At 65.2% G+C, this 21,294-nt stretch carries 16 protein-coding genes, 3 tRNA genes and 1 riboswitch; of the genes, 9 read left to right on the top strand and 10 right to left on the bottom strand.

Features of this window, described 5'->3' with window-relative positions:
- Positions 1-11: 11 nt before the first annotated feature.
- The 4 genes from ACSVIE_RS05730 to ACSVIE_RS05715 all read right to left on the bottom strand — a co-directional run bounded on the left by ACSVIE_RS05730 (position 12) and on the right by ACSVIE_RS05715 (position 1,272).
- Positions 12-85: transfer RNA gene (locus ACSVIE_RS05730), tRNA-Asp, on the bottom strand.
- Positions 86-169: 84 nt separating this feature from the next.
- A tRNA-Glu gene (locus tag ACSVIE_RS05725) sits at positions 170-242 on the bottom strand.
- 164 nt (positions 243-406) lie between these two features.
- Positions 407-643 (bottom strand): helix-turn-helix domain-containing protein, encoded by a 237-nt coding sequence (locus ACSVIE_RS05720; protein WP_426007470.1) that lies wholly within the window; start codon positions 641-643, stop codon positions 407-409.
- Positions 640-1,272 carry a hypothetical protein gene (locus ACSVIE_RS05715; RefSeq protein WP_442423281.1) on the bottom strand — a complete coding sequence of 211 codons (633 nt, stop codon included), beginning with the start codon at positions 1,270-1,272 and terminating at the stop codon, positions 640-642. The genes ACSVIE_RS05720 and ACSVIE_RS05715 overlap by 4 nt, the downstream gene beginning before the upstream one ends.
- A gap of 148 nt (positions 1,273-1,420) precedes the next feature.
- On the opposite strand from ACSVIE_RS05715, the gene ACSVIE_RS05710 reads away from it, so the two are divergent.
- Positions 1,421-2,377 (top strand): DMT family transporter, encoded by a 957-nt coding sequence (locus ACSVIE_RS05710; protein ID WP_426005578.1) that lies wholly within the window; start codon positions 1,421-1,423, stop codon positions 2,375-2,377.
- Positions 2,378-2,386: 9 nt separating this feature from the next.
- Here ACSVIE_RS05710 and ACSVIE_RS05705 read toward each other — a convergent pair whose 3' ends face one another.
- Together ACSVIE_RS05705 and ACSVIE_RS05700 are read right to left on the bottom strand one after the other, a co-directional pair.
- The gene (locus tag ACSVIE_RS05705) at positions 2,387-3,310 is read right to left on the bottom strand and encodes a carbohydrate kinase family protein (protein WP_442423280.1); all 924 of its coding nucleotides are present in this window, start codon (positions 3,308-3,310) and stop codon (positions 2,387-2,389) included.
- Positions 3,307-4,371 (bottom strand): LacI family DNA-binding transcriptional regulator, encoded by a 1,065-nt coding sequence (locus ACSVIE_RS05700; RefSeq protein ID WP_442423279.1) that lies wholly within the window; start codon positions 4,369-4,371, stop codon positions 3,307-3,309. The genes ACSVIE_RS05705 and ACSVIE_RS05700 overlap by 4 nt, the downstream gene beginning before the upstream one ends.
- Before the next feature lie 117 nt (positions 4,372-4,488).
- Here ACSVIE_RS05700 and ACSVIE_RS05695 point away from each other — a divergent pair, with 117 nt between their 5' ends.
- Together ACSVIE_RS05695 and ACSVIE_RS05690 are read left to right on the top strand one after the other, a co-directional pair.
- A complete protein-coding gene (locus ACSVIE_RS05695; RefSeq protein WP_442423278.1) occupies positions 4,489-4,992 on the top strand; it encodes a metallopeptidase family protein in 504 nt (167 codons plus the stop codon).
- Between the two features lie 10 nt (positions 4,993-5,002).
- Positions 5,003-5,923: a cation diffusion facilitator family transporter gene (locus ACSVIE_RS05690; protein WP_442423277.1), complete on the top strand. Its 921-nt coding sequence runs from the start codon at positions 5,003-5,005 to the stop codon at positions 5,921-5,923.
- On the opposite strand, the gene ACSVIE_RS05685 is transcribed toward ACSVIE_RS05690, so the two are convergent.
- Positions 5,920-8,733: a PEP/pyruvate-binding domain-containing protein gene (locus tag ACSVIE_RS05685; RefSeq protein ID WP_442423276.1), complete on the bottom strand. Its 2,814-nt coding sequence runs from the start codon at positions 8,731-8,733 to the stop codon at positions 5,920-5,922. The two genes, ACSVIE_RS05690 and ACSVIE_RS05685, sit on opposite strands and share 4 nt — an antisense overlap.
- 18 nt (positions 8,734-8,751) lie before the next feature.
- Positions 8,752-9,789: a universal stress protein gene (locus ACSVIE_RS05680; protein WP_426005569.1), complete on the bottom strand. Its 1,038-nt coding sequence runs from the start codon at positions 9,787-9,789 to the stop codon at positions 8,752-8,754.
- Between the two features lie 434 nt (positions 9,790-10,223).
- Between ACSVIE_RS05680 and ACSVIE_RS05675 the strand changes: the two genes are divergently transcribed.
- A complete protein-coding gene (locus ACSVIE_RS05675; protein ID WP_426005568.1) occupies positions 10,224-10,892 on the top strand; it encodes an FAD-dependent monooxygenase in 669 nt (222 codons plus the stop codon).
- 83 nt (positions 10,893-10,975) lie between these two features.
- Here ACSVIE_RS05675 and ACSVIE_RS05670 read toward each other — a convergent pair whose 3' ends face one another.
- Together ACSVIE_RS05670 and ACSVIE_RS05665 are read right to left on the bottom strand one after the other, a co-directional pair.
- The gene (locus ACSVIE_RS05670; RefSeq protein WP_426005566.1) at positions 10,976-11,764 is read right to left on the bottom strand and encodes an NlpC/P60 family protein; all 789 of its coding nucleotides are present in this window, start codon (positions 11,762-11,764) and stop codon (positions 10,976-10,978) included.
- Between the two features lie 3 nt (positions 11,765-11,767).
- Positions 11,768-11,953: riboswitch (cyclic di-AMP (ydaO/yuaA leader) on the bottom strand.
- Between the two features lie 157 nt (positions 11,954-12,110).
- The gene (locus tag ACSVIE_RS05665; RefSeq protein ID WP_442423275.1) at positions 12,111-12,746 is read right to left on the bottom strand and encodes a copper resistance CopC family protein; all 636 of its coding nucleotides are present in this window, start codon (positions 12,744-12,746) and stop codon (positions 12,111-12,113) included.
- 112 nt (positions 12,747-12,858) lie between these two features.
- On the opposite strand from ACSVIE_RS05665, the gene ACSVIE_RS05660 reads away from it, so the two are divergent.
- The 5 genes from ACSVIE_RS05660 (at position 12,859) to ACSVIE_RS05640 (ending at position 21,193) form a co-directional block, all read left to right on the top strand.
- Positions 12,859-14,301 (top strand): NCS2 family permease, encoded by a 1,443-nt coding sequence (locus tag ACSVIE_RS05660; protein ID WP_426005563.1) that lies wholly within the window; start codon positions 12,859-12,861, stop codon positions 14,299-14,301.
- A gap of 156 nt (positions 14,302-14,457) precedes the next feature.
- Entirely contained in the window at positions 14,458-15,408 is a 951-nt protein-coding gene (hutG, locus tag ACSVIE_RS05655) for a formimidoylglutamase (RefSeq protein ID WP_442423274.1), read from the top strand.
- A 54-nt stretch (positions 15,409-15,462) separates the two neighbouring features.
- The gene (locus tag ACSVIE_RS05650) at positions 15,463-15,951 is read left to right on the top strand and encodes a hypothetical protein (protein ID WP_442423273.1); all 489 of its coding nucleotides are present in this window, start codon (positions 15,463-15,465) and stop codon (positions 15,949-15,951) included.
- 107 nt (positions 15,952-16,058) lie between these two features.
- A tRNA-Cys gene (locus ACSVIE_RS05645) sits at positions 16,059-16,129 on the top strand.
- Between the two features lie 159 nt (positions 16,130-16,288).
- Complete coding sequence (locus ACSVIE_RS05640) at positions 16,289-21,193, top strand: NAD-glutamate dehydrogenase (protein ID WP_442423272.1); 4,905 nt, start codon at positions 16,289-16,291, stop codon at positions 21,191-21,193.
- Positions 21,194-21,294 lie beyond the last annotated feature (101 nt).

The raw sequence follows: 21,294 nt of genomic DNA, 5'->3' as shown, positions 1-21,294 counted from the left end.
GGCGCTCAGAGCGACCCTGACGGGACTTGAACCCGCGACCTCCGCCGTGACAGGGCGGCGCGCTAACCAACTGCGCTACAGGGCCTTGCTTTGCGGTATCTCTACCGCGTTTTTTTCAAGGCTTCCAGCTTACCAGACTTTTTCGGTCCGATTTACCACTTGCCTTGCGTACCCCCAACGGGATTCGAACCCGTGCCGCCGCCGTGAAAGGGCGGTGTCCTAGGCCGCTAGACGATGGGGGCCTGAACTCAATTCGGATTTCGCAGCAGAACACAACGCTTTATGCGTTCTTTTCCGCTCTCGCTCGTCCGAACTGGACTCTAAAACTTTAGAGCATAGATACCCGGATTCCAAAATCGAGGGCCGTGTGACCTCCGACACGCACTCGCGAATCACTCCCTGGCGACTACCCGACGCCACCGGGAACGTACTCGAACAGGTCCCCTACCTGACACTCGAGGACCCCGCAAATGGCTGACAGCGTAGAGAAGCGGATCGCCCTGGCGCGGTCATTCTTCAGGACGGACAGATTCACCAGGCTCACCCCAACCCGTCGGCTGAGCTCGGTCAGGGTCATCCCCCGCTGCTCCAGCAGCTCATCCAGCTTGCAGTGGATGGCAAGGTCTTCCTCGGCCGGCATCAGACCAGGCCCTCCACATCGCACTGCAACCGCCGCCCAAACTGGAAAACCCCGGCGAACAGCAGCAGGGCAATCCCGGCCACAAGGGGTGTGGGATTAAAACCCGACACATACAGCAGGGTCTCGCCCGGGGTTGCCGGAGCCAGGCCCACGTATTCAGCGAGCCGGTTGCGGGCCGTTGAGTCCATGATTTGGCCAGCGCTCCCGGCAATCGCCAGAACTCCCCCGGCAGTTCCCAACACCACCGCGGTACCGCGGGCGAAAAGAACCGCATTCGCCAGCCTGTGGGCCAGCAGGACCAGCAGAGACGCCACCGCCAGGATCGCCACCTGATTGAACACGGCAGACCAACCCAGCAGAGCTGCCTCATTTTCCGGGAGCCTTGGCACGCTGACTTCAACTTGGGACGTCCGCCCCGCGGCCCCGAATCCCAGATCGCGCATTTCCTGCAGCGCTGGATCCACCGGCAGCCTCAGCACAACCTCGCCGGAATTTCCGATGATCGAGACCACCGTGAAACCCGTGGTCACCAAGGCCACAGCGAAAGCGATCACCATCAGCACCACCGAATCAGCCCTCGAGACTACTTTGACGCGAGCCAAAGAGTCGCTGACGTTTCTTCGCAAGCCCATGATTAACCCCAATTTATCGATATTCGTTATTACCGTTAATCGATAAGCTACGGCAGCAGCCTGCGGGTGTCAAACATTGGCAGTTTCTTGTGGGGACGCGTCCGAAATCCGCCAGCCGCGAACCTCAGGACCGGGCTAGATTTGCCCTATGACAACCACCACCCCGGCCGAGCCAGGCCAGCCGTCACCCGGCATCCGGCAGCGCACCACCCCAGCGCCAGGAGCCCCCATTAGCAAGGCCGGCATCGCAGCTGTGGCCATCACCGTGGTTCTCTGGGCCTCTGCGTTCGTGGGCATCCGCGCCGTCGGACCAAGTTTCTCCCCCGGTTCCCTGACGCTCGGACGTTTGGCGGTTGCCGCCGTCGTTCTTGGAATCGTGGTGCTGCCGACCCTGAAGGTGTGGCCCCGCGGACGCGAGTGGTTGCCGATCGCCGCCTACGGCGTGATGTGGTTCGCCGGCTACAACGTTGCCCTGAACGCCGCAGAACACCTGCTCGACGCAGGAACGAGCGCCATGCTCATCAATGTCTCGCCGATCCTGATCGCCGTTCTGGCCGGCGTAATCCTGAAGGAAGGCTTTCCGCGGTGGCTGCTGATCGGCAGCGCGGTGGCCTTCGGCGGAGTGGCGATGATCGCCTTGGGCTCTGGCCAACGCTCGACGGCGGATGTCACCGGCGTCCTGCTGTGCTTGCTTGCCGCCGTGCTCGCCTCGGTGAGCGCGATCCTGCAGAAGCCGGTACTGCGGAAGTTCACCGCGGGGCAGGCGACCTGGTTCGGCATCATGGTCGGCACGCTCTGCTGCCTGCCGTGGACCGGACAACTCATCAGTGAGGTCCAAGCGGCTCCCATGCCGGCGACGCTGGGGCTGGTGTACTTGGGCATCTTTCCCACAGCCATCGCCTTCACTACATGGGCTTATGCGCTGTCCCTGATTTCGGCAGGGAAGCTGGCCGCTACCACCTACCTGGTTCCCGGAACCACGATCCTGATTTCGTGGGCCGTGCTGCAGGAAATCCCCAGCATCTGGGGCCTGGTCGGCGGCGCGGTGTGCCTGGCAGGGGTTGCACTGACGCGGCGCAACCCCCGGCCGCGCACATCACACTGAACCGGTGAACTAGCGGGCCATACCGGCCAGGAGTTCACGGTGCGTTGGCGGATTTGCTCCGGGCCGGCCCACCGTGATGGATGCCGCCATGGACGCAGTGGTGCCGATCCGTTCAAGCACGGTGGGTGCCAGCCCGTCGCTGCCGCGCAGCAGCAGACCCATGATGAGGGCCGACATGTAGGAATCGCCGGCGCCAATGGTGTCAGCCACGGAGGACGGAATTGCAGGAACGTTGAGCTGCATGCGCGGGGCGGCCATCAGGGAACCCCTGGATCCCTGCGTCACCACTGCCAGCCCGGTCCCGAGCGACAGCAGGTGGTTCGCGGTGTCTTCCAGGTCCTTCCCCGGGTAGAGCCAGCGTGCGTCGTCGTCGCTCATCTTGACCACGTCGGTGAGCGGCACGAGTTCTTCAAACAGCGCCAGCGCCTCGTGGTGGCTGCCCAGCAGGTCCGTGCGGATGTTGGGATCGTAGGTGACCATGCAGCCGCCCTGAGCTTGTTCCAACAGGCTGCGGACCACCGACGCACCAGGCTGCAGGAAAGTCGCGATCGAGCCCGTGTGCAGGATCCGAGGAGCGTATGGCAGCGTCAGCGGGGCAAGCGCCCAGTCAATCTCGAACGTATATTCAGCGGACCCGTCCGCAGCGATACTGGCCGTCGCCGTCGCTGTCCTGCCCAGGGATTTGGATCCCGGCAGCAGCACCACGCCGGCGCTCTGCAGGTGCGCGGCGATCGCATCCCCCCGCTCGTCGCGGCCGATCGCGGTCAGGAGCCCCGTCTTGACGTCCAGCCGGCCCAGGCCGTAGGCGACGTTGGCCGGCGAACCGCCGGGGTACTCGGTCTGGCCGTCGGGAGACTGCACGATGTCGATAAGGGCTTCACCCACCACGACGACGTCGAGGGGCTCAGGCGCGGTGTTGGCAGTGGCGGTCATGCGGTTCCTGTTCGTTGGGTGGGGAGGTGCTGGAGATGGGCCACGGAGTGCCGTTCAATCAAAGGACATTCGAACAATTCAGTGTGGCCCGGGGTAGCGTTGCCGGCGAGGATCAGCTCCACGGCGCGCCGCCCCATGTCCACAAAGGGAAGCTTCAGGGTGGTCAGGCCAGGCCGGAGATACGGCGCCAGGGACTCCTGGTTGTCGAAGCCGACCACGGACACATCGTCGGGAACGGACAGCCCCAGCGAAGCCAGCGCCTGGTAGGCGCCCCACGCGGTCCTGTCGTTGCCACAAAATAGCGCTGTGGGAGGTTTCGGGCCCGTCATGAGCGCGAGGGTGTTCCGGTACCCCCCGTCTTCGTGGCCGTCGCCCGGGCGGTGGAGGTCGTCGTCGTAATCCACGCCCGCCTCAGCCAGGGCGCGCCGGTAACCTTCAAGACGCCCGACGACGGCCGGCAGCCCCTCCTCGACGTCACCGATGTTGATAAAGCCGATCCGCCGGTGGCCTGCGTCGATGAGCCGCCTGGTGGCGGTGTAGCCGCCCAGCTCTTCCGACGGCGCGATGCTGGGAAAGGTGCCGCTTCTGTCCCGGGCATTAAGCACGACGGCGGGAACCTCACCCAGGACGTCGGGGACGTCCACCACCTGGTGATACATGGACGCATAAACCACCCCGGCCACCTTGTGGGACAGCATGGCCTCCAGGGACGCTTCCTCCAGTCGCTGGTCTCCCCCGGTGTTGACGGTGAGCAGCAGCATGCCGGCCTCCCATGCCCTGGCCTGCGCGCCTTCGATGATCTTGCCGGCGAACGGAGCCGTGGCCACGTGGTCGCCCACGAAGCCGATCATGCCGGCCACGCCGTCCCGCAGCACCTTGGCGTGGGCGTTGGTGCGGTACCCCAAATGGCGGGCGGCCTCGTGAACCCGCTGACGGGTGTCCTCGGAAAACCTTCCGCCGCCGGCATCATTGAGCACCAGGGAGACCGTGGCCTGCGAGACGCCCGCAGCGGCAGCGACATCGTGCATCGTGGGGCCGTGCCGGGTACCGGGGCGCGTCATGCGGGACCTGTCTGTGAGCGGAATGAAAGAGGCAGTTATACGAATAACCAAACCCGGAAAACTGTATCTCCCATCACAACCAGCGTCAACGCCCCGCCAGCGGACTAAAGTCGGATTATGCCCGCGAACCTTCCTCCCGGCCTGCCGATTGTTCCTGACGGTGAGCGCCCCTCATCACCCCTCGCCGGGCCGATCTCCGAGCGAAACGCCGTCCACAGCCCCGTGGAAGAAGTGGGCCAGCCTGCAGGGGCACCCTTCGAGATGTCTCCGGAGGAGTTCGAGGAAGCCGTGAGCGATGCGCTCCAGCTCATTCCGCCCAAAGCTGCCAGTGCCATGGACAACGTGGCGATCTTCATCGAAGACGACTACACCCCGCAACTGGGCGAGGACCCCGACACTGTCCTCCTGGGACTCTACGAAGGCGTGCCCTTGACCGAGCGGGACTCGTGGTGGGACGCAGGATCCCTGCCGGACCGCATCACCATTTTCCGCCAGCCGATCCTCGATATCTGCACGTCCCGGCAGGAAGTGATCGACGAAGTCGCGATCACCGTGGTCCATGAGATCGCCCACCACTTTGGAATCGACGACGACCGCCTGCACGAGCTGGGCTGGGGCTAGCCTTGTAGTCATGGGGCACGACCACAACCACTCGCACGGACTCACAGCTACCGGCAAGCACCGGAAGAGACTGGTGGCCGTCCTTGCCATCACCCTGGGCGTCGTGGGCATCCAGGTCGTGGGTGCTTTCCTTTCCGGATCGCTCGCCCTGTTGGCCGATGCAGGCCATATGCTCTCGGACGCCGCCGGGGTCTTCATTGCGCTGATGGCAGCGTGGATCGCCACCCGGCCCGCCAGCGACCAGCGCACCTACGGCTACCAGAGGGCGGAAGTCCTGGCAGCGCTGGCCAACGCGTTGATCCTCATCGTCATCGCCGTGGTGATCATGATCGAAGCCATCCGCCGTTTTGGGCAGACGCCCGAAATCCACACGGACGTCATGCTGTGGGCAGCGATCGTGGGCGCCGCAGCCAATCTCATTTCGTTGCTCATCCTTCAGGGTGCGCAAAAGGAAAGCCTCAACGTCCGTGGTGCCTACCTGGAAGTCCTGGGTGACCTCCTCGGTTCGCTGGCCGTGATTGCGGCTGCGATCGTCATCATGACCACCGGATTCACGGCAGCGGACCCCATTGCATCGGTGGTGATAGCACTGATGATCATTCCCCGGGCCTGGCACCTGCTCCGCGATGTGGTGGATGTTCTCCTCGAGGCGACCCCCAAGGGGATCGAAGTCACCATGATCCGGGAACACATCCTGGCCGTCGAGGGCGTGGTGGACGCGCACGACATCCATATCTGGACCATTACGTCCGGTGTTCCGGTCTTTTCAGCACACGTGGTGGTTGAAGACGAGGTGCTCAACGCGACGGGTGCCGACAGCATCCTGGACCAGTTGGGCTCATGCCTTGGCCGGCATTTCGACACCGACCACTGCACGTTCCAGCTGGAGCCCGTCAGCCACTCGGAGCACGAATCCCACCAGCACGCCTAGGCTTCAGCGGCTGGAACCACTGTCCCGGCGGCTCCGTCCACAGTAATGGCCTGGCCGGTTTCCAGGCGTAGCGTGGCATCAGGAACACCCACGACTGCGGGGATTCCGTACTCGCGGGCCACCACTGCCCCGTGCGAGTTGGGGCCACCCATTTCCATGACCAGCCCGCCCGCCGTGAGGAAGAGCGGCGTCCATCCGGGGTCTGTTGAGGGGGCCACCAGGATCTCGCCGGGCTCCAGGTGGGCTCCCACGGGATCCATGATGACCCTTGCCCGCGCCGTCACTACTCCCGCCGACGCCGGGCTTCCGGCAAGGGCACCAGGCGACAGGTCCTTGGCGGCCAAGTGGCCTGTTGCCTCGGGTTCGGTGCCGTCAGAGAGCAGGACCCGCGGAATATGCCGGCGGCGCAGCTCCTGCTGGTAGGCCTCGCGCCGCTGTACCACCGTGGACTGGAAACTCCTTCCGGACAACGCGAGACCGACGTCGTCAAAGTCAAGGAAGAAGATGTCCTCCGGCGCGTCAATCCGGCCGTCCCGCGCGAGGTCCTCACCAACCACGAGCAACTGCCTGCGTGCCGCCGCCAAGCCGAGAACCAGGTTGTACTTGGGCAACTCCCGCAGCCCGGCAAACCGGCGTGTTCGGTCCAGGGCTGTTTTGACGAGTGCCGCATGCACCGGGCTCTTGGTCCTGGCACGGGCCACGAGCCTTGTCACCTGTTTTTCGGCCTCCCGTGCGGCGTGCTCGAACTGCCGGTCGGGGTCCCCGGGCGTTGGCGCCTCCTGGGGCGGGATTCCCGGTTCCAAGCGTCCTTCCAGGCGTCCTGGAGATTCCAGCCTGAGGTAGTTGGCCACTACGCCCAGGATGTGGGTCGGGTCCTCGGACCAGCGCGGCATGCCGAGGTCGATCTCAGCCACTGCACGGTGTCCGTAGGCGGCGAGGAATTTTTCCACACCGGACTGGGCACGGGGAGGGAGGGTTCCAGCCACGCAGGCCGCTCCCAGTTCCCCTGCACTGTGTGTCCGGAAGTAATCGGCGGCTTCGGGATCCTCCCGGATTTCCGCGGCCAAGCTCCAAAGCTCCAGGTCCATCTCCGTGGTGACATTGTTGGGTAGCCCCCGGATCACGGTTTGGAGCTCGTTGTAGGACACGTCCGGACCGAGCAACTTCCTGACCATCAGCAGCATGCCGAAGCCGAGGGCCGGCAGCGGAAGGATTTGCGGCACGGTGGCAAAAATCTGCCGGCCGAGGATCTGCTCCGCATGGCCCAGGCGCTCACGGCTCGTGGCAGCGCCGGAAAGTTCCAGTGAGTCCCTGAGGTGCCTGCTGAGCTTGCCCACGCGATCCATGGCGGCATCCGGACGGAAAAGGCCGCGAAGCGCGGTCTCCGGCACCCTGTACCTGGCAACCACCGGAGCCACATGCCGGAGGAGCTTCAGCGGGGTTTTGTTGGTTATGGAGAACCGTGGATCTTCCGTAAGCCCCCGGATCAGCGCCGCGGAGCGGGCCTCCATGATGTCGAAGACGCGCGGCACGATGGACCGGCCCACCCGGCTGCGCACAACGGACGTGAGATCGAAGAAGATCCTCTGCCCGGCCTCGTAGTACGGCGAAGGACCGGAACGCGGATGGGGAACGTCGAAACCGGCAGTCCGGGCAACGCAGGAAGCGATCAGCCGTATCCCGGCCAGTCCCATGGGTGTCAGGGGACGGGTCAGTCCCTGTGCGAGGCTGAAGTTCAGGAAAGCGTGCTCTCCAGGGGTGCCTGGCTTCCTGGTGAACAGTGGATACAGCGTGGTGATGGGCCTTGCCTGCGTCAGCCACAAGGTGCCGGTTTTGTCGATGGCCCATTCCGTGTCCTGCGGGGCAGAGTAGTGCTCCTCCACCCTTTGCCCCAGCAGCGCCAGCTCCTGGATCCGGGAGTCACTGAGGCACTGTTGGGGAGGGTTGTCCGGCAGAGCGGCCTCGATCCGTTCCGTGCCGCCGCCGGGTACCGATCGGATTTCCACCCGACGATCACCGAGGGTCCGTTTGAGGATGCTCCGGGTTTGGACATCGACGATGTACTGGTCCGGATTGACCGCTCCCGACACCACGGCCTCGCCGAGCCCGGGGCTTGCGTCGATGACTGCCTCCCGCCGGCGGCCTGTCACCGGGTTGGCAGTGAACATCACCCCGGCGGCCGCGGAGTCGATCATTTGCTGCACCACCACCGCGAGGGTCACCGTTGAGTGGCTGATTCCGTTGGTGGTCCTGTAGCTCACGGCCCGGTCGGTCCACAGCGAAGCCCAGCATCTGCTCACTGCATCAACGACGTTGTCCACCCCCACGACGTTCAGGAACGTGTCCTGCTGGCCGGCGAAGCTCGCGAACGGCAAATCTTCCGCGGTGGCCGAGGAACGGACCGCGACAGGAGCGTCTCCGCCCAGGGCCAGATAGGAACTTCGCAGTTCGGCGACCACATCAGGAGGGATTCCCGCCTCCCGTATCAGCGATCGCGCGCGGGCCGCCAAGGAGTTCAGTTCGGCTGTGGCCCGCTGGCCGGACATGGACTGCTGGCCGGACATGGACTTAGCCGCAGCATCCAAGGCCTCAAGAACATCCTCCAGGCCGGTGGACGCGAGGGAATGCCTGTACGCGGCTGTCGTCAGGCAAAACCCTGAAGGCACGGGGAACCCGGCGGCAAGCAACTCCCCCAGGTTTGCCGCCTTGCCTCCGACTTCTGCGAGCATCCCAGCCCGGATCCGGTCCAGCGGCACAACGTACGTGCGTCCACCAGTTCCTGGTTGCCGGTTCCGTTCCTGGCTGCTCATGTGAAGGGCGGCGCTGCTTTAGGCTGTGCCAAGCATGGGACCGAACTTGGCGCGGTCGGCGAGCCTGGGATCTTCCCTGTCCGGAACCACCAGCACGGGCCCCTTGGCATGGTGCAGGACGCCGTCCGAAGTGGAGCCCAGAAGCATGCCGGCAAATCCACCCCGTCCGCGGGTGCCCAGGACCACCAGCTCAACACTGCGGCTGGCCTCCACCAGGACGTCAACGGGTGCGCCGTCCCGGAGGTCCGTCTCCACGGTCAGCCGGGGGAAGTGGCTCCGCAGCCACGCTACCCCAGCGTCCAGTTGCACCTTGATGTCCGCGAAGAGGGCATCGCGATCAAGCGGCGCAGGCACCCAGGCCAGCGATCCGCTGTACTGCGGAACTGCGCAAATGACGCGGAGGCTGGCGCCCATCCGCTCTGCTTGTTCAGCGGCTTCCAAAACCGCGACCCGCGCCTGCTCCGAACCATCCACGCCCACGACGACCACATTCTCCACCGTCCGCGGACCGGCCTTGGCGTGTTCGGCCTTGATGTGTTTGTCCTCGGTGTTCTCGCCCAAGCGGTCCGCGCAGTAGAGCGGCACAGTAACGGTAGGGCATTTGGCATGGGCAGGCAGCGCGCTGCTCACGGAGCCCAGGAGGCGCCCGACGAACCCGCCACGCCCGCGGCTTCCGAAGACCAGCAGCTCCGCCTCCGCGGACAGGTCCAGCAGGACACCGGCCGCGTCTCCGTTCTCAACGGAAGCGTCGACATCGATGGAGTAGCCGGAAACCTTGTCCATGGCCTGTTTGACGATCGCCTCGGCACCCTCCCGGATCACGGAGTCGTCCACTGTGGCGTATCCGCCGTCCAAGCCCGAAGCAGCAAAGATCGGCACCGAATAGGCGGTGACGATGTGGAGCGGGCGCTGCCGGCGTTCAGCTTCCCGGGCGGCCCAGACCAAGGCGCACTGACCGTGCTCCGAACCATCCACGCCGACGACGATTCCTCCGGGTGCTGCCACCGGGTCCTCACCGTCCCGGGTGTGGTCAACGTGTCTGCCGTGCTGGTCCATTGGGGGCCTGCCTCTCCACCTGCTGCTTGATGTTCCGGCCATTCTGCCAGAGGTTCCAGCAATCGATGGACCTCGTGACAAGCTTGCCTGCGGCCGGGGCCGGGGAAGCCCTTGGGATTCCCCTTCCAATCCCAACTATTCTCGGTTGGCATGGCCGAATCAAGGCGACGTTGGGCTATGTGCATAACGGTCCGGGCTCGGTTTCGGGGTCCAGCCAGTGCCCGCAGCCAGGCTCCTTGATGGCCAAAATGACCACAAAAAACACGCTGTGGCGGAGGCTATCCACGACACAAAAAGTTGGGTAATGTTCGAGTCACCGAATGGCCGGCAAGCGTGTTCCAGCACACATACCGGCCATTTACTTGCGACCGCTTGGGGACCCGGACGCAACCCATGCGATGCCCGCGGGCACACAGTCAAGGAGGAACCAAGCAGTGCACCTCACGCCTGATTCCGGCACGGAACGGACCACCACCGTGGTCATCGGCGCCGGGCTTTCCGGGTTGGCTGTGGCCAGCGAACTGAGCCGTCATGGCGTTGGCTCGATCGTGGTGGACAGCCTCATGGGAACACCTTCCCCGGCAACGGCGTCCCTTCATACCGGCATGCTGCCCCGCTGCGACGTTTCCGACCCCGCTGCCATGCAGGAACGCAACGAAATCCTCCGGCACTTGCGCAACTACGCAGCGAGCCATCACTTGGATGTCCGCAGCACTACCCGCGCCGTGCGCCTCGATTTCCTGGGCAGCGAGCCACAGCCGGCCTATGGCCAAGTGGCGGACCTTGGCAGCACCCGCACCGGCCTATCCCCGGTCGAAACCCGGAAATGGGCGGTCCATACCCCGGACGGCATCCTGCTGGCCGACCACATCGTGGTCACGCGCTGCGCCCAGAGCCAGTTGCGCAGGATGCTCGCGGACCTTGGAATCAGCATCGGCCAGAACCTCGTGGCTGCCATGCGGGCGGTAGGCATGCACCTGGTGGGCGTGGGCGAACTCGTGACCCCTACCCCCAAGGAAGTACTTCGGCAGGCCAAAGCCGTGGGCCAGGCCATCTCGGCGAGGGTGGCCCTTCCGGCCTCACCGGGCGTTGCCCTCGCCTGAAACGCCTTCCAACCAGACAACAAAAGCCGGCACCCTCGGGACGTTGAGTCCCGGAGATGCCGGCTTTTGGTGAAGCGTGAGGCTTAGGCGCCTGCGCGTACGTAGGTCAGGGGACCCGTAGCGGTCAGCCAGCTAATGGGATGGATACCCGTCTGGTTGCCGTTGATGCCACCGCTGATGGCCTGGCCGTTGCCGATGTAGATGGCAACGTGGCCGGACTGGACGATCATGTCGCCCGGCTGCGGGTCGCTGACTACCTTGCCGTAGTTCAGGAACTGCATGGGAGCGAGATCGCCAACCCGGATACCTGCAGAGCCGAGGGCCTTTTCAACCATGGCGGTGCAGTCCTGGAAGATGCCGATCTGCGCGTAGGCCGAGGCAACCATGGCGGCGTTGACGCCACCGGCGGCCGGAGCAGCGGCAGCAGGAGCGGCAGGAGCCGGAGCGGTTGCAGTGGCGGTAGCCGTGGCCTTGGCCGGGGCGGCAGCGGTGGTGGCTGCAGCCTTCTTGGGTGCCGGCGCAGGAGCCGGTGCCGGCTTTTCGATGACCGGTGCTGCTACGGAAGCAACTGCCGGACGCTCGAAGTTGACGGTAGCCGTTGCAGCGGCGGTGACAACCTTGTTGGGAGCCTCGGAAACCGTCTGCGCCACCGTGGCGGGGCTGGAGTCGCGCTCCACCGGTGCCTGTGCCGGGGTTTCCGCGGCGTGGGCGGCGATGGAACCGGTCAGGACCAGGCCCGACGCGGCGGCGATAACAGCAGCCTGGCGGCCTGCGCCCGATGCGTTGCTGGCAACAGCCTTGGAGATTGAGATGAACGGATTGGGACGTACGCTGTCCGCCTTACGACGGCCGCGAAGAATGCGTGAAGACATGAAAAAGCCTCTCCCGATGCCTGCGAGGTTAGCTGTCGGATTCGGATGGGAGTCACCCGGCCACTGTCTCCCGCCATGCAGCGGAAGCTTCGTGACTTCACCCCAAGGTCAGCTTCAAAAGCTGACCAAAATGGGTTCCCCGTCTCTGCCGTAGGTATGTCTGCGAACGGATTCCGGCCTGCGGCAGAGCTAGGCAATCAGGCCGGAAGTGCCCCGTACATGGATCGGGCACAGGTACTACCGTACGCGATGATCACACCAAAGTCACATTTGAGTAACGAGAAGTTTGGTTTTGGCGTGTCGCAGTAACCGATCCGAGACCTTCGACGCTAAGTAGAAAACCCCGTTATTCCGCGGATTTTTCGGCATCGGCGCCGTCGGTGGCCGCCAACTTCCGACGCGCCGTAACGGCCAGGAAGATCACGAGGCCAACCGCAACAACAGCCAGCCCGACGATGCTCCAGGGAAACGGCTGGGACTCCGCCGCCGGGGCAGCCTCGTTGCCGCTGGTACCAGGTGCTGACGTGCCTGCCGAAGGGACCGACGCTGCCGGTGCGGACGCCGACGGTGACGCCACCGCCGAGCCGCCGGCCGCCGTCGTACTTCCGCTGGCGGCCGTGAAGGAAAAGGTGCCCTCGATCGGGTGGGAGTCGGAGCTGACCACGCGCCACGTGACCGTGTATTGGCCAGCCGGCGCGCCGGGGCGAAGCTTCTGCACCGCTTGGTTGTCGATGATTTCGACGGCGCCATCCGCCCAGTTCTCGCCACCGGAAGTCACCGTTACGCCCGAGCCGATGGCCAGGGGGCGGTTGTTGAAGGTGATGGAGACCGACGCCGGAACCTCGGCAACGCTGGCACCGTTCGCCGGAGCGGTGGACTCGGCGACATCGTGCGCGGACGCCGGAGCAGCACCAAACAGCACTGCGGCGGTGAAGGCCACAACAGCAACGACGGCGGCCAGAAGGGGGCGGATGGTACGCATGGGGCGGTTTCTCCTAGTGTTGGCTTCCTTACAGACTAGGCGAATCGTCCGGGCGGGCCGTATCCGCGGCATAGGATTTGAGAGCACACTCACCCAATCCCCGGAGACCTTCATGCTTAAACAAGGTTCTGCCATCGACCGTTACTTCAAGATCTCTGAACGAGGCTCCACGTACTCACGCGAGATCCGCGGCGGCTTTGCGACGTTCTTCGCCATGAGCTACATCGTTGTCCTGAACCCCCTGATCCTCTCCGGAGCGGACTCCAGCGGCGAATCACTCGGCTTTACTGCCGTGGCAGCTACCACCGCATTCGTCGCGGGCATCCTGACCATCCTCATGGGTGCGTGGGCAAAGCACCCGTTTGCCGTGGCAACCGGCCTGGGCGTCAACGCCTTCGTGGCCGTCACCGTGGCCTCCCACCCGGAACTGACCTGGCCGGACATGATGGGCCTGGTGGTGCTCTCCGGCGTGACCATGCTGATCCTGGTGCTCACCGGATTCCGCACCGCCGTGTTCAAGGCTGTCCCGGAGGCGCTGAAGACCGCGATCGTGGTGGGCATTGGCCTGTTCATTGCACTGATCGGCCTGGTGAACGCCGGCTTCGTTCGCCGCATCCCGGACGCCGCCGGCACCACCGTGCCCCTTGGATTGGGTGTTGAAGGCAAGCTCATGGGCTGGCCCACCCTGGTGTTCGCCGTCGGGTTGCTGCTGACCATCGCCCTGGTAGTCCGCAAGGTCCGTGGCGCGATCCTCATCGGCATCGTCGCATCCACCGCACTGGCCGCCATCCTCGAGTTCACGCTCCACATCGGCCCCAGTGTGGACGGCGACACCGTGAACCCGCGCGGCTGGTCCCTGGTGGCCCCTACCCTGTCCGAATGGGGCGCACCCGATCTCTCACTGATCGGCAAAGCCAACCCGTTCGGCGCCTTTGAGCACTTGGGCTTCATCGCAGCGGCGCTGCTGGCGTTCGTGATCCTGCTGAGCATCTTCTTCGACGCCATGGGCACCATGGTGGGCCTGGCCAACGAGGCCGGGACCGTGGACGAAAAGGGCAACATCCCCAACGTCGACCGTGTGCTTCAGGTTGACGCCCTCGGCGCGATCGTGGGTGGCGGTTCGTCCGTGTCCTCCAACCAGATCTTCGTGGAGTCCGGCGCCGGCATCGGCGAAGGTGCACGCACCGGCCTCGCCTCGATCGTGACCGGCATCCTCTTCCTGGTGGCCATGTTCTTCACGCCGCTGATCAACCTGGTTCCGTTCGAAGCCGTCGCCCCTGCACTGGTGGTGGTGGGCTTCATGATGGTCTCCCAGGTGGGCAAGATCGACTGGCAGGACTGGGGCGTGGGCATCCCGGCCTTCCTGACCATCGCCCTCATGCCGTTCACGTACTCGATTGCCAACGGCCTGGGCGCCGGATTCATCTCCTACGTCCTGATCCGCACGTTCCAGGGCCGTGCCCGCGAAGTCCACCCACTGATGTGGGCCGTGGCCGCCGCCTTCCTGTTGTTCTTTGGCATTGGCACCGTGGAGGAGCTGCTCGGGGTCAAATAGCTCCCTGCCGAGATGGCATTTGATGACAATGTTGGGCTCCGGCATTGTCATCAAATGCCATGTCGCGGTGATGTCCGGGCCTGGATGTCCGGCATTTCAGACACTCCGGACCCGGAACTGCTGGCTTTGGCCGTCCGGGTCCGGTCTGCTTTAAGCATGGAAACGAGCGCCCTCACCGTAGACGTCACTCCCACCCCGTGGACCGGCCGTTTCGACGGCGACGGCGCCGAGCACCGCCGGTGGTGGCAGGCTGTGGCTCCCCACACCCCGGAAACGTCCGCAGGGGCCCTGCGTCCCGCCGTCGTGCTTGGCTTTTGCAGTGACGCCGGCGTCCGCCGCAACAAGGGCCGGGTAGGTGCCTCAGCGGCGCCGGCCGCGATCCGTTCGGCACTGGGTCCACTGGCGTTCCATCTGGACCGCCACCTCTTCGACGCCGGCGACGTCGTGGTGGAAGGCGACGCCCTGGAGGCGGGCCAGGAGCGTGCCGGGCGCGCCATTTCGGCACTGCTCGACGGCGGAAACCTCACCGTGGTGCTGGGCGGCGGACACGAGACCGCGTTCGCCAGCTACCTGGGCGTTGCGGGATCTGACGCCGTGCGCAGTGGCAAGCGGCTGGGCGTGCTGAACCTCGATGCCCACTTCGACCTGCGGGATGAGCCCACTCCGAGTTCGGGTACGCCGTTCCTCCAGATGTCCCGGGAGGAAGCCGCCGCCGGGCGCGAACTGCAGTACGCCGTCGTCGGTATTTCGGAACCCAACAACACGCGGACGCTGTTCGACACCGCTGACCGGCTCGGCGTGAAATACCTGCTGGACGAGGACTGCTCCGCGGAACGGGTGGAGGTTTTTGTTGCGGATTTCCTTGCCGGCGTGGACGTACTTTATCTGACGATCGACCTCGACGTGCTGCCGGCCTCGGTGGCTCCCGGAGTGAGTGCGCCGGCGGCGTATGGCGTGCCATTGCCGGTGATCAACGCAGTATGCCGCCAAGTTGCTGCCAGTGGAAAGCTGCTGCACCTGGATGTGGCAGAGCTGAACCCGGAGTTCGACATCGATTCCCGGACGGCCAAGGTTGCAGCGAGGCTGGTGAACACGCTCCTCGCGTGAGCCCTGTTCATCGGCGTCTTCCTCCGCATAGCCTGTGTGGAGGAAAGGATGGCGATGCGCACTGCTCCTGTGCAGGACAAGTGGGCCTGGGCGGCTGGTGTGATCGCTGTTGCCCTGGGACTGGCAGCCCACGTGGCTGCCGGTGGCGCTCCCCCGGCCCTGCCCCCGCTGCTGGCCCTCCTTGCCCTCACCTGCCTCGCAGCGCAACTGGTTACCCGATGGGTCCATGGCCCCCTGTTGCTGCTGCTGTTCTCCGGCGTGGCGCAGCAACTCCTGCACTTCGGGCTGGATGCCTTTGGCGGATACGTGCCCGGTGGCGGACTCTTCGGGCATCTGCACGGTGGCAATCAGCCCCTGGACGTTCCTGCGGATAGCAGCGCCGCGTCCGAAGGATCCGTGCACCTGATGCTCTACACGCACGTTGCCGCAGCCATCCTTACCCTGCTGCTGGCCTCCAGCGCGTGGAAGCTGGCCCGTCTGGCAGCCCGGAGCGGGACCGGGACCCGGCCGTCACAGGCCGCCACCCACGGAAACACCACGTAGCCCAACCAGGACACACTCCGTAGCCCCGGGAAAGATTCCGTAGCCCCGGGACCACCGGGGAAAAGAACTTTGTCCGGCACTTGCCACCGCGCCTAGGGTCGTTGGCACGTGGTGTACCCAAGAGGCCAGGGAGCTGCCTGCAAAGCAGCGCACGCGGGTTCGAATCCCGTCACCACGTCTCTGGCCCCCGCGAGATGGCATTAGATCACAATGTTTGGCTCAAACATTGGTATTAAATGCCAACTCGCGGCGATGATAGAGGGAGGCGCAGGGACTCTCCAAGCCGCACCAACACGGCCCCTCCCTGGACCGCCGGAGGCAGCGGAGGCGCAGTGGCATGTCACCAGGGATCGGGCCGGCCGATGATTTCCTGACCGACTACTACGAGCACGTATCCGATGACGACGTCCGCAACTACACGCCCGAAACCCTCCTGGAACGGGCACGCTACCACCGTTCGTTGGCAGAGCGGCGTGAGCCCGGCCAGTCCGTGGTGGGCATCCTGCACGAGACCAACGCCAGCGTGGTAGCCATAGTCACCGATGACCTCCCCTACCTCCTTCCGTCCGTCACCGCCGAAATCGCCCGTGATGCCTCCTCCATCCGGCTCCTCGTCCACCCCACCTTTACGGTCGGGCGCGACCCCGCCACCCACCGCCTTACCCACATCCACCGGGGACCGCACCGCACGGGGCTCCCAACCGCCGTCGGGCCTTCCTCCTCCGCAACGCACGACGGCGGCCGCCTCACCGAGTCGTGGTTGGCGTTGGATATCCCGCGCCTGCCGGACGAGGCGAGCGCAGAACTGCTCATTGCCAGGGTGCAGGACGTGCTGGCGGATGTCCGGGCCGCCGCCGAGGATGCCCCCGCCATGCAGGCACGGCTCGACAGGGCTGTTGGCGGACTCGAAGGCGAAACCAGGGCAGGAACGCGCGATGCCCAAGCGCTGCTGCGCTGGCTGGCCGAAGGGAACTTCGTGTTCCTTGGCTACCAAGGACCGGGAGAAGCCGGTCTGGGGATCCTGCGGGGCGAAGCCGCGATCGACAACCGCGGCGCAAGGGACCCGATCCTCACGCTCACCAAATCCACCCGGCGCTCCACCGTGCTGCGCCACGCGTACCTTGATGAACTGAGCCTACGGACGGGCAACACCTTCGTTGGCCTGTTCACCCCAAGTTCCTCGGCGCACCCTGTCCTGCAGATCCCCGTCATCCGGGACACGGTCTCCGAGGCCCTGCGGTCCCTTGGGTATCCGCCGTCATCCCACCACGGCCAGGAACTCCTCGCCGTGATGGACGCCTACCCCCGGGACGAACTCTTCCATATCGATGCGGAGCAACTGGCACTGCATGCCCGCGAAATACTTCGCCTGCAGGAGAGGCACAGCACCCGGCTGTTCCTGCGGCCGGATTCGTACGGGCGTTTCATGACTGCGCTGGTCTTCCTGCCGCGCCACCGCTACAGCACCGCTGTGCGCCTGAACATCGAGCGCGAGCTGCGGGAAGCGTTCGGAACGGATGCGATCGAGTTCGAGCTCCGGCTGGGCGAATCCGCCATGGCACGGGTCTTCTTCCGCATCCTGCTGCCTGCCGCCACCGGAACCGGCCAGCAGGAGGCACGTACCGCCGTCGTTGATTCCGCAGTACTGGAGCAGCGCATCATTGCTGCCACGAGGTCGTGGGCGCAGGGACTGGAGGAGGCACTGCAGGCAGTGTACCCGCGCGGGGAAGCCAGCCGCCTGTCTGCGCAGTGGGCTGCGGCGTTCCCGGCAGGCTACAAGGCAGAATACGAGGTCGAGGACGCCGTAGAGGACATCGGCCGGTTCGAAAGCTTCGGACCCAGCAGCACGTCCGGTGAACCCGGGCATGCTCCGGACCCTGTGCTGTCCGTCTACCGGCGCCCGGGCACGGCAGTCTTGACCGAGGACGCCCGCATCCGCGTGTACCTGACCCGGCCCCAGAGCCTCACCGAAATCCTGCCGTTCTTCCACAACCTCGGGTTGAAGGTCCTGGACCAGCGGCCGTTCGAGGTGCAGCGGGCCGATGGCCGGCAGTTTTTCCTGTACGACCTGGGGCTCAAGTATCCCCGCGGCGTGGATCCATTGCCGACAGCCGGGCTGCTGGCCGACTCGTTCATTGCGTCCATGCGGGGCGATGCGGAGTCGGACGCCTTCGACGCGCTGGTCATCAGGGAGGGGATCGGCTGGCGCCATGTTGCCGTCCTTCGCGCGTATGCCAAGTACCTGCGGCAGTTGGGCAGTACCAACTCGTATGGCTTCATTGCGGACACGCTTCGTGGCAACCCCGCCGCCACGCATGCCCTCCTTGACCTGTTCGAGGCCAAGTTCAATCCGGACTTGTTTGGCCCCGACCTGTTCGAGCCCGGCCTCGGGGCGCAGCCCGGCCTCGGGGCGCAGCCCGGCCTCGGGGCGCAGCCCGGCGGCGGGGCCCCGTCCGGCGGCGCGGGGCCGTCCGGCGGCGCGGGGCCGTCCGGCGGCGGTGACGTCTTCGAGGAAGGCACCAGCGAACTAAGCCACCGCACCCAGGCAGTCCACGCGGCCAGGACCACGCTGGCCAACGCCATCGACGCCGTGCCGGTGCTGGACGCCGACCGGCTTTTACGGCAGCTGGCGAGCCTGGTGGAAGCGACGCTGCGCACCAACTTCTACCTCAACAAGCCGTACATCAGCGTCAAGCTCAACCCCTCCAACGTGCCGGCCGCCCCGGCCCCACGGCCGAAGCACGAGATCTGGGTCTACTCGCCACAAGTGGAGGGTGTGCACCTGCGCTTCGGACCGATCGCCCGTGGCGGCTTGCGTTGGTCGGACCGGCGCGAGGACTTCCGCACGGAGATTTTGGGGCTCGTCAAAGCCCAAACGGTCAAGAACGCAGTGATCGTGCCCACCGGAGCCAAGGGCGGATTCTTCCCCAAGCGGCTCCCGGACCCGGCGGAGGACCGCTCAGCCTGGCTCGCCGAAGGTCAGGAAAGCTACCGCACCTTCATCCGTGGCCTCCTGGATCTCACGGACAACCTGGTGTCGGATCCCGACGGCGGACCCAACGGGACCGTTGTCGGCCCACCCCGCGTAGTACGCCACGACGGCGACGACTACTACCTTGTGGTGGCGGCCGACAAGGGGACAGCTGCGTTCTCCGACCTCGCCAACGCGGTGGCGGCCGAGTACGGGTTCTGGCTCGGTGATGCCTTCGCGTCCGGCGGCTCGGTGGGTTACGACCACAAGCAGATGGGCATCACGGCCCGCGGTGCCTGGGAATCCGTGCGCCACCACTTCAGCGAGCTCACCATCGACTCCCGCGCAGAGGACTTCACCGTGGTGGGCATCGGCGACATGAGCGGAGACGTTTTCGGCAACGGCATGCTGCTCTCCAACCACATCAAACTCGTGGCTGCGTTCGACCACCGGCACATCTTCCTGGATCCCACCCCGGACCCGCTTGCTTCCTACCAGGAACGCGAACGCCTCTTCGCGCTGCCCCGGTCTTCATGGGCCGACTACGATCCGGCGAAGCTCAGCCCCGGCGGTGGCGTGTACTCCCGCGCGGAGAAGTCGGTGCCCATCACCAAGGAGGTCCGGCTCGCCCTGGGCATGGAGGAAGGGCCGACGGCGGTCAGCCCACCCGAGCTGCTGCGCGCCATCCTGCGGGCCCCTGTGGACCTGCTGTATAACGGCGGCATCGGCACCTACATCAAAGCGGCGGCTGAAACCCACGAAGAGGTGGGCGACAAGTCCAACGACGCCATCAGGGTCAACGCCGGCCGGCTCCGCACGCACATCATCGCCGAGGGCGGCAACCTGGGCGTGACACAACGGGGCAGGGTTGAGGCAGCGCTGGCAGGAATCCTGGTTAATACGGACGCGATCGACAACTCGGCGGGGGTGGATTGTTCGGACCATGAGGTGAACATCAAGATCTTCCTGGACCGGATGATCTCGGCCGGGAGGATGCCCGCGGCTGAACGGACCGGCTTCCTGCAGTCCTTGCAGGGTGAGGTGGGACGGCTCGTGCTGAAGACCAATGCGGACCAAAACGTCCTGCTCCTCAATGACAAGCAACTGGCCTTGGAATGGAGCCCGAGCTTTGAACGGACCATGGACTGGCTGGAGTCAGCGATGGACCTGGACCGTAGCCTGGAGTTCCTCCCTTCCAACCAGGAACTCCAGGCACGGGTCCTCACGGGCAAGGGCCTGACCACTCCGGAACTGGCCGTCCTGGCAGCCTATGCCAAGATCGAGCTGGCACGGGAGCTCACGGAAGGCGGCCTTGCGGATGATCCATGGTTCGCCCAGACGCTTCGTTCCTACTTTCCCCAGCAAGTCTCCCAGCGGTTCGGGGAACAGCTGGCCACGCATCCGCTGAGGCGTGAGATCGTGGCCACGGTGATCGCCAATGACATGATCAACATGGGCGGAATCTCGTTTGCTTTCAGGGCCATGGAGGAAACCACGGTTTCGGCCACGGCAGTCGCGCGGGCCTTCGTGGTCATGCGGCAGATCTGGGACTTCGACTCGGTCATGGAAGCGATCGCGGCGCTTCCTGCAAGCACTCCGAGCGAGCACGGAGCCGCCGTTGCCCTTGATATGCGCCGCCTCCTGGACCGGTCCGTCCGCTGGTATGTCACCCACGATTTCAGGGACAAACCGGTGGCTGATGCCTTCGCCAGGTTGGAGCGGCCCATGGCGTTGATGCGGGCCAACTTCACGGGGTTCCTGCACGGCATCAACCTGGCCCACTCGCTCAAGCGACTGGCCCACACCGATGCTGTGGGACTCCCGCACAGCCTGGGCGTCCGGGCGTCCGAACTCCTGGTGAGCTATGGCCTGCTGGACATCTCCGCCATCGCCGAAGAACTGCAGGAACCGGTGGAGGCTGTGGCGGAAGTGTATTTTGCGGTGTTTGAACGGATCTCGGCCATCCCTTTGCTGGAGCACATCACCATGCTGTCGCGGGACACCCACTGGGAATCGTTGGCCCGGGCCGCGTTGCGGGACGACATGTACCTGGTGCTGGCGGACATGACCAAGGCCGTCGTCAGGCACACGCCACGGTCGTCTGCTGCAGCCGGTGATCCCGTGGAACGGATCGTGGACTGGGAGCGGGGAAACATCGAACAATTGGCGCGCATCCAACAGACCATCAAGGAAGCCATCAAGCCGGGCCCCATGGATATTGCAGCCCTGTCCGTGGCGGTCAAACTGCTCAGGGCCATGGTTCGCAGGTGAGATCCAGATCACTGGGCTGCCAGTCATCTTACAAATTTTCGGGGCAAACGCTCTATAGTTGATGGGTCGCCTTCGCATAGCGACACGTAGAGGAGGCCCCA

This window comes from Paenarthrobacter sp. NCHU4564, assembly GCF_052156435.1.
Taxonomy (GTDB): Bacteria; Actinomycetota; Actinomycetes; order Actinomycetales; family Micrococcaceae; genus Arthrobacter.
Note: the sequence above shows the minus strand (reverse complement) of the source record. Positions and strands in the feature narration are given on the sequence as shown.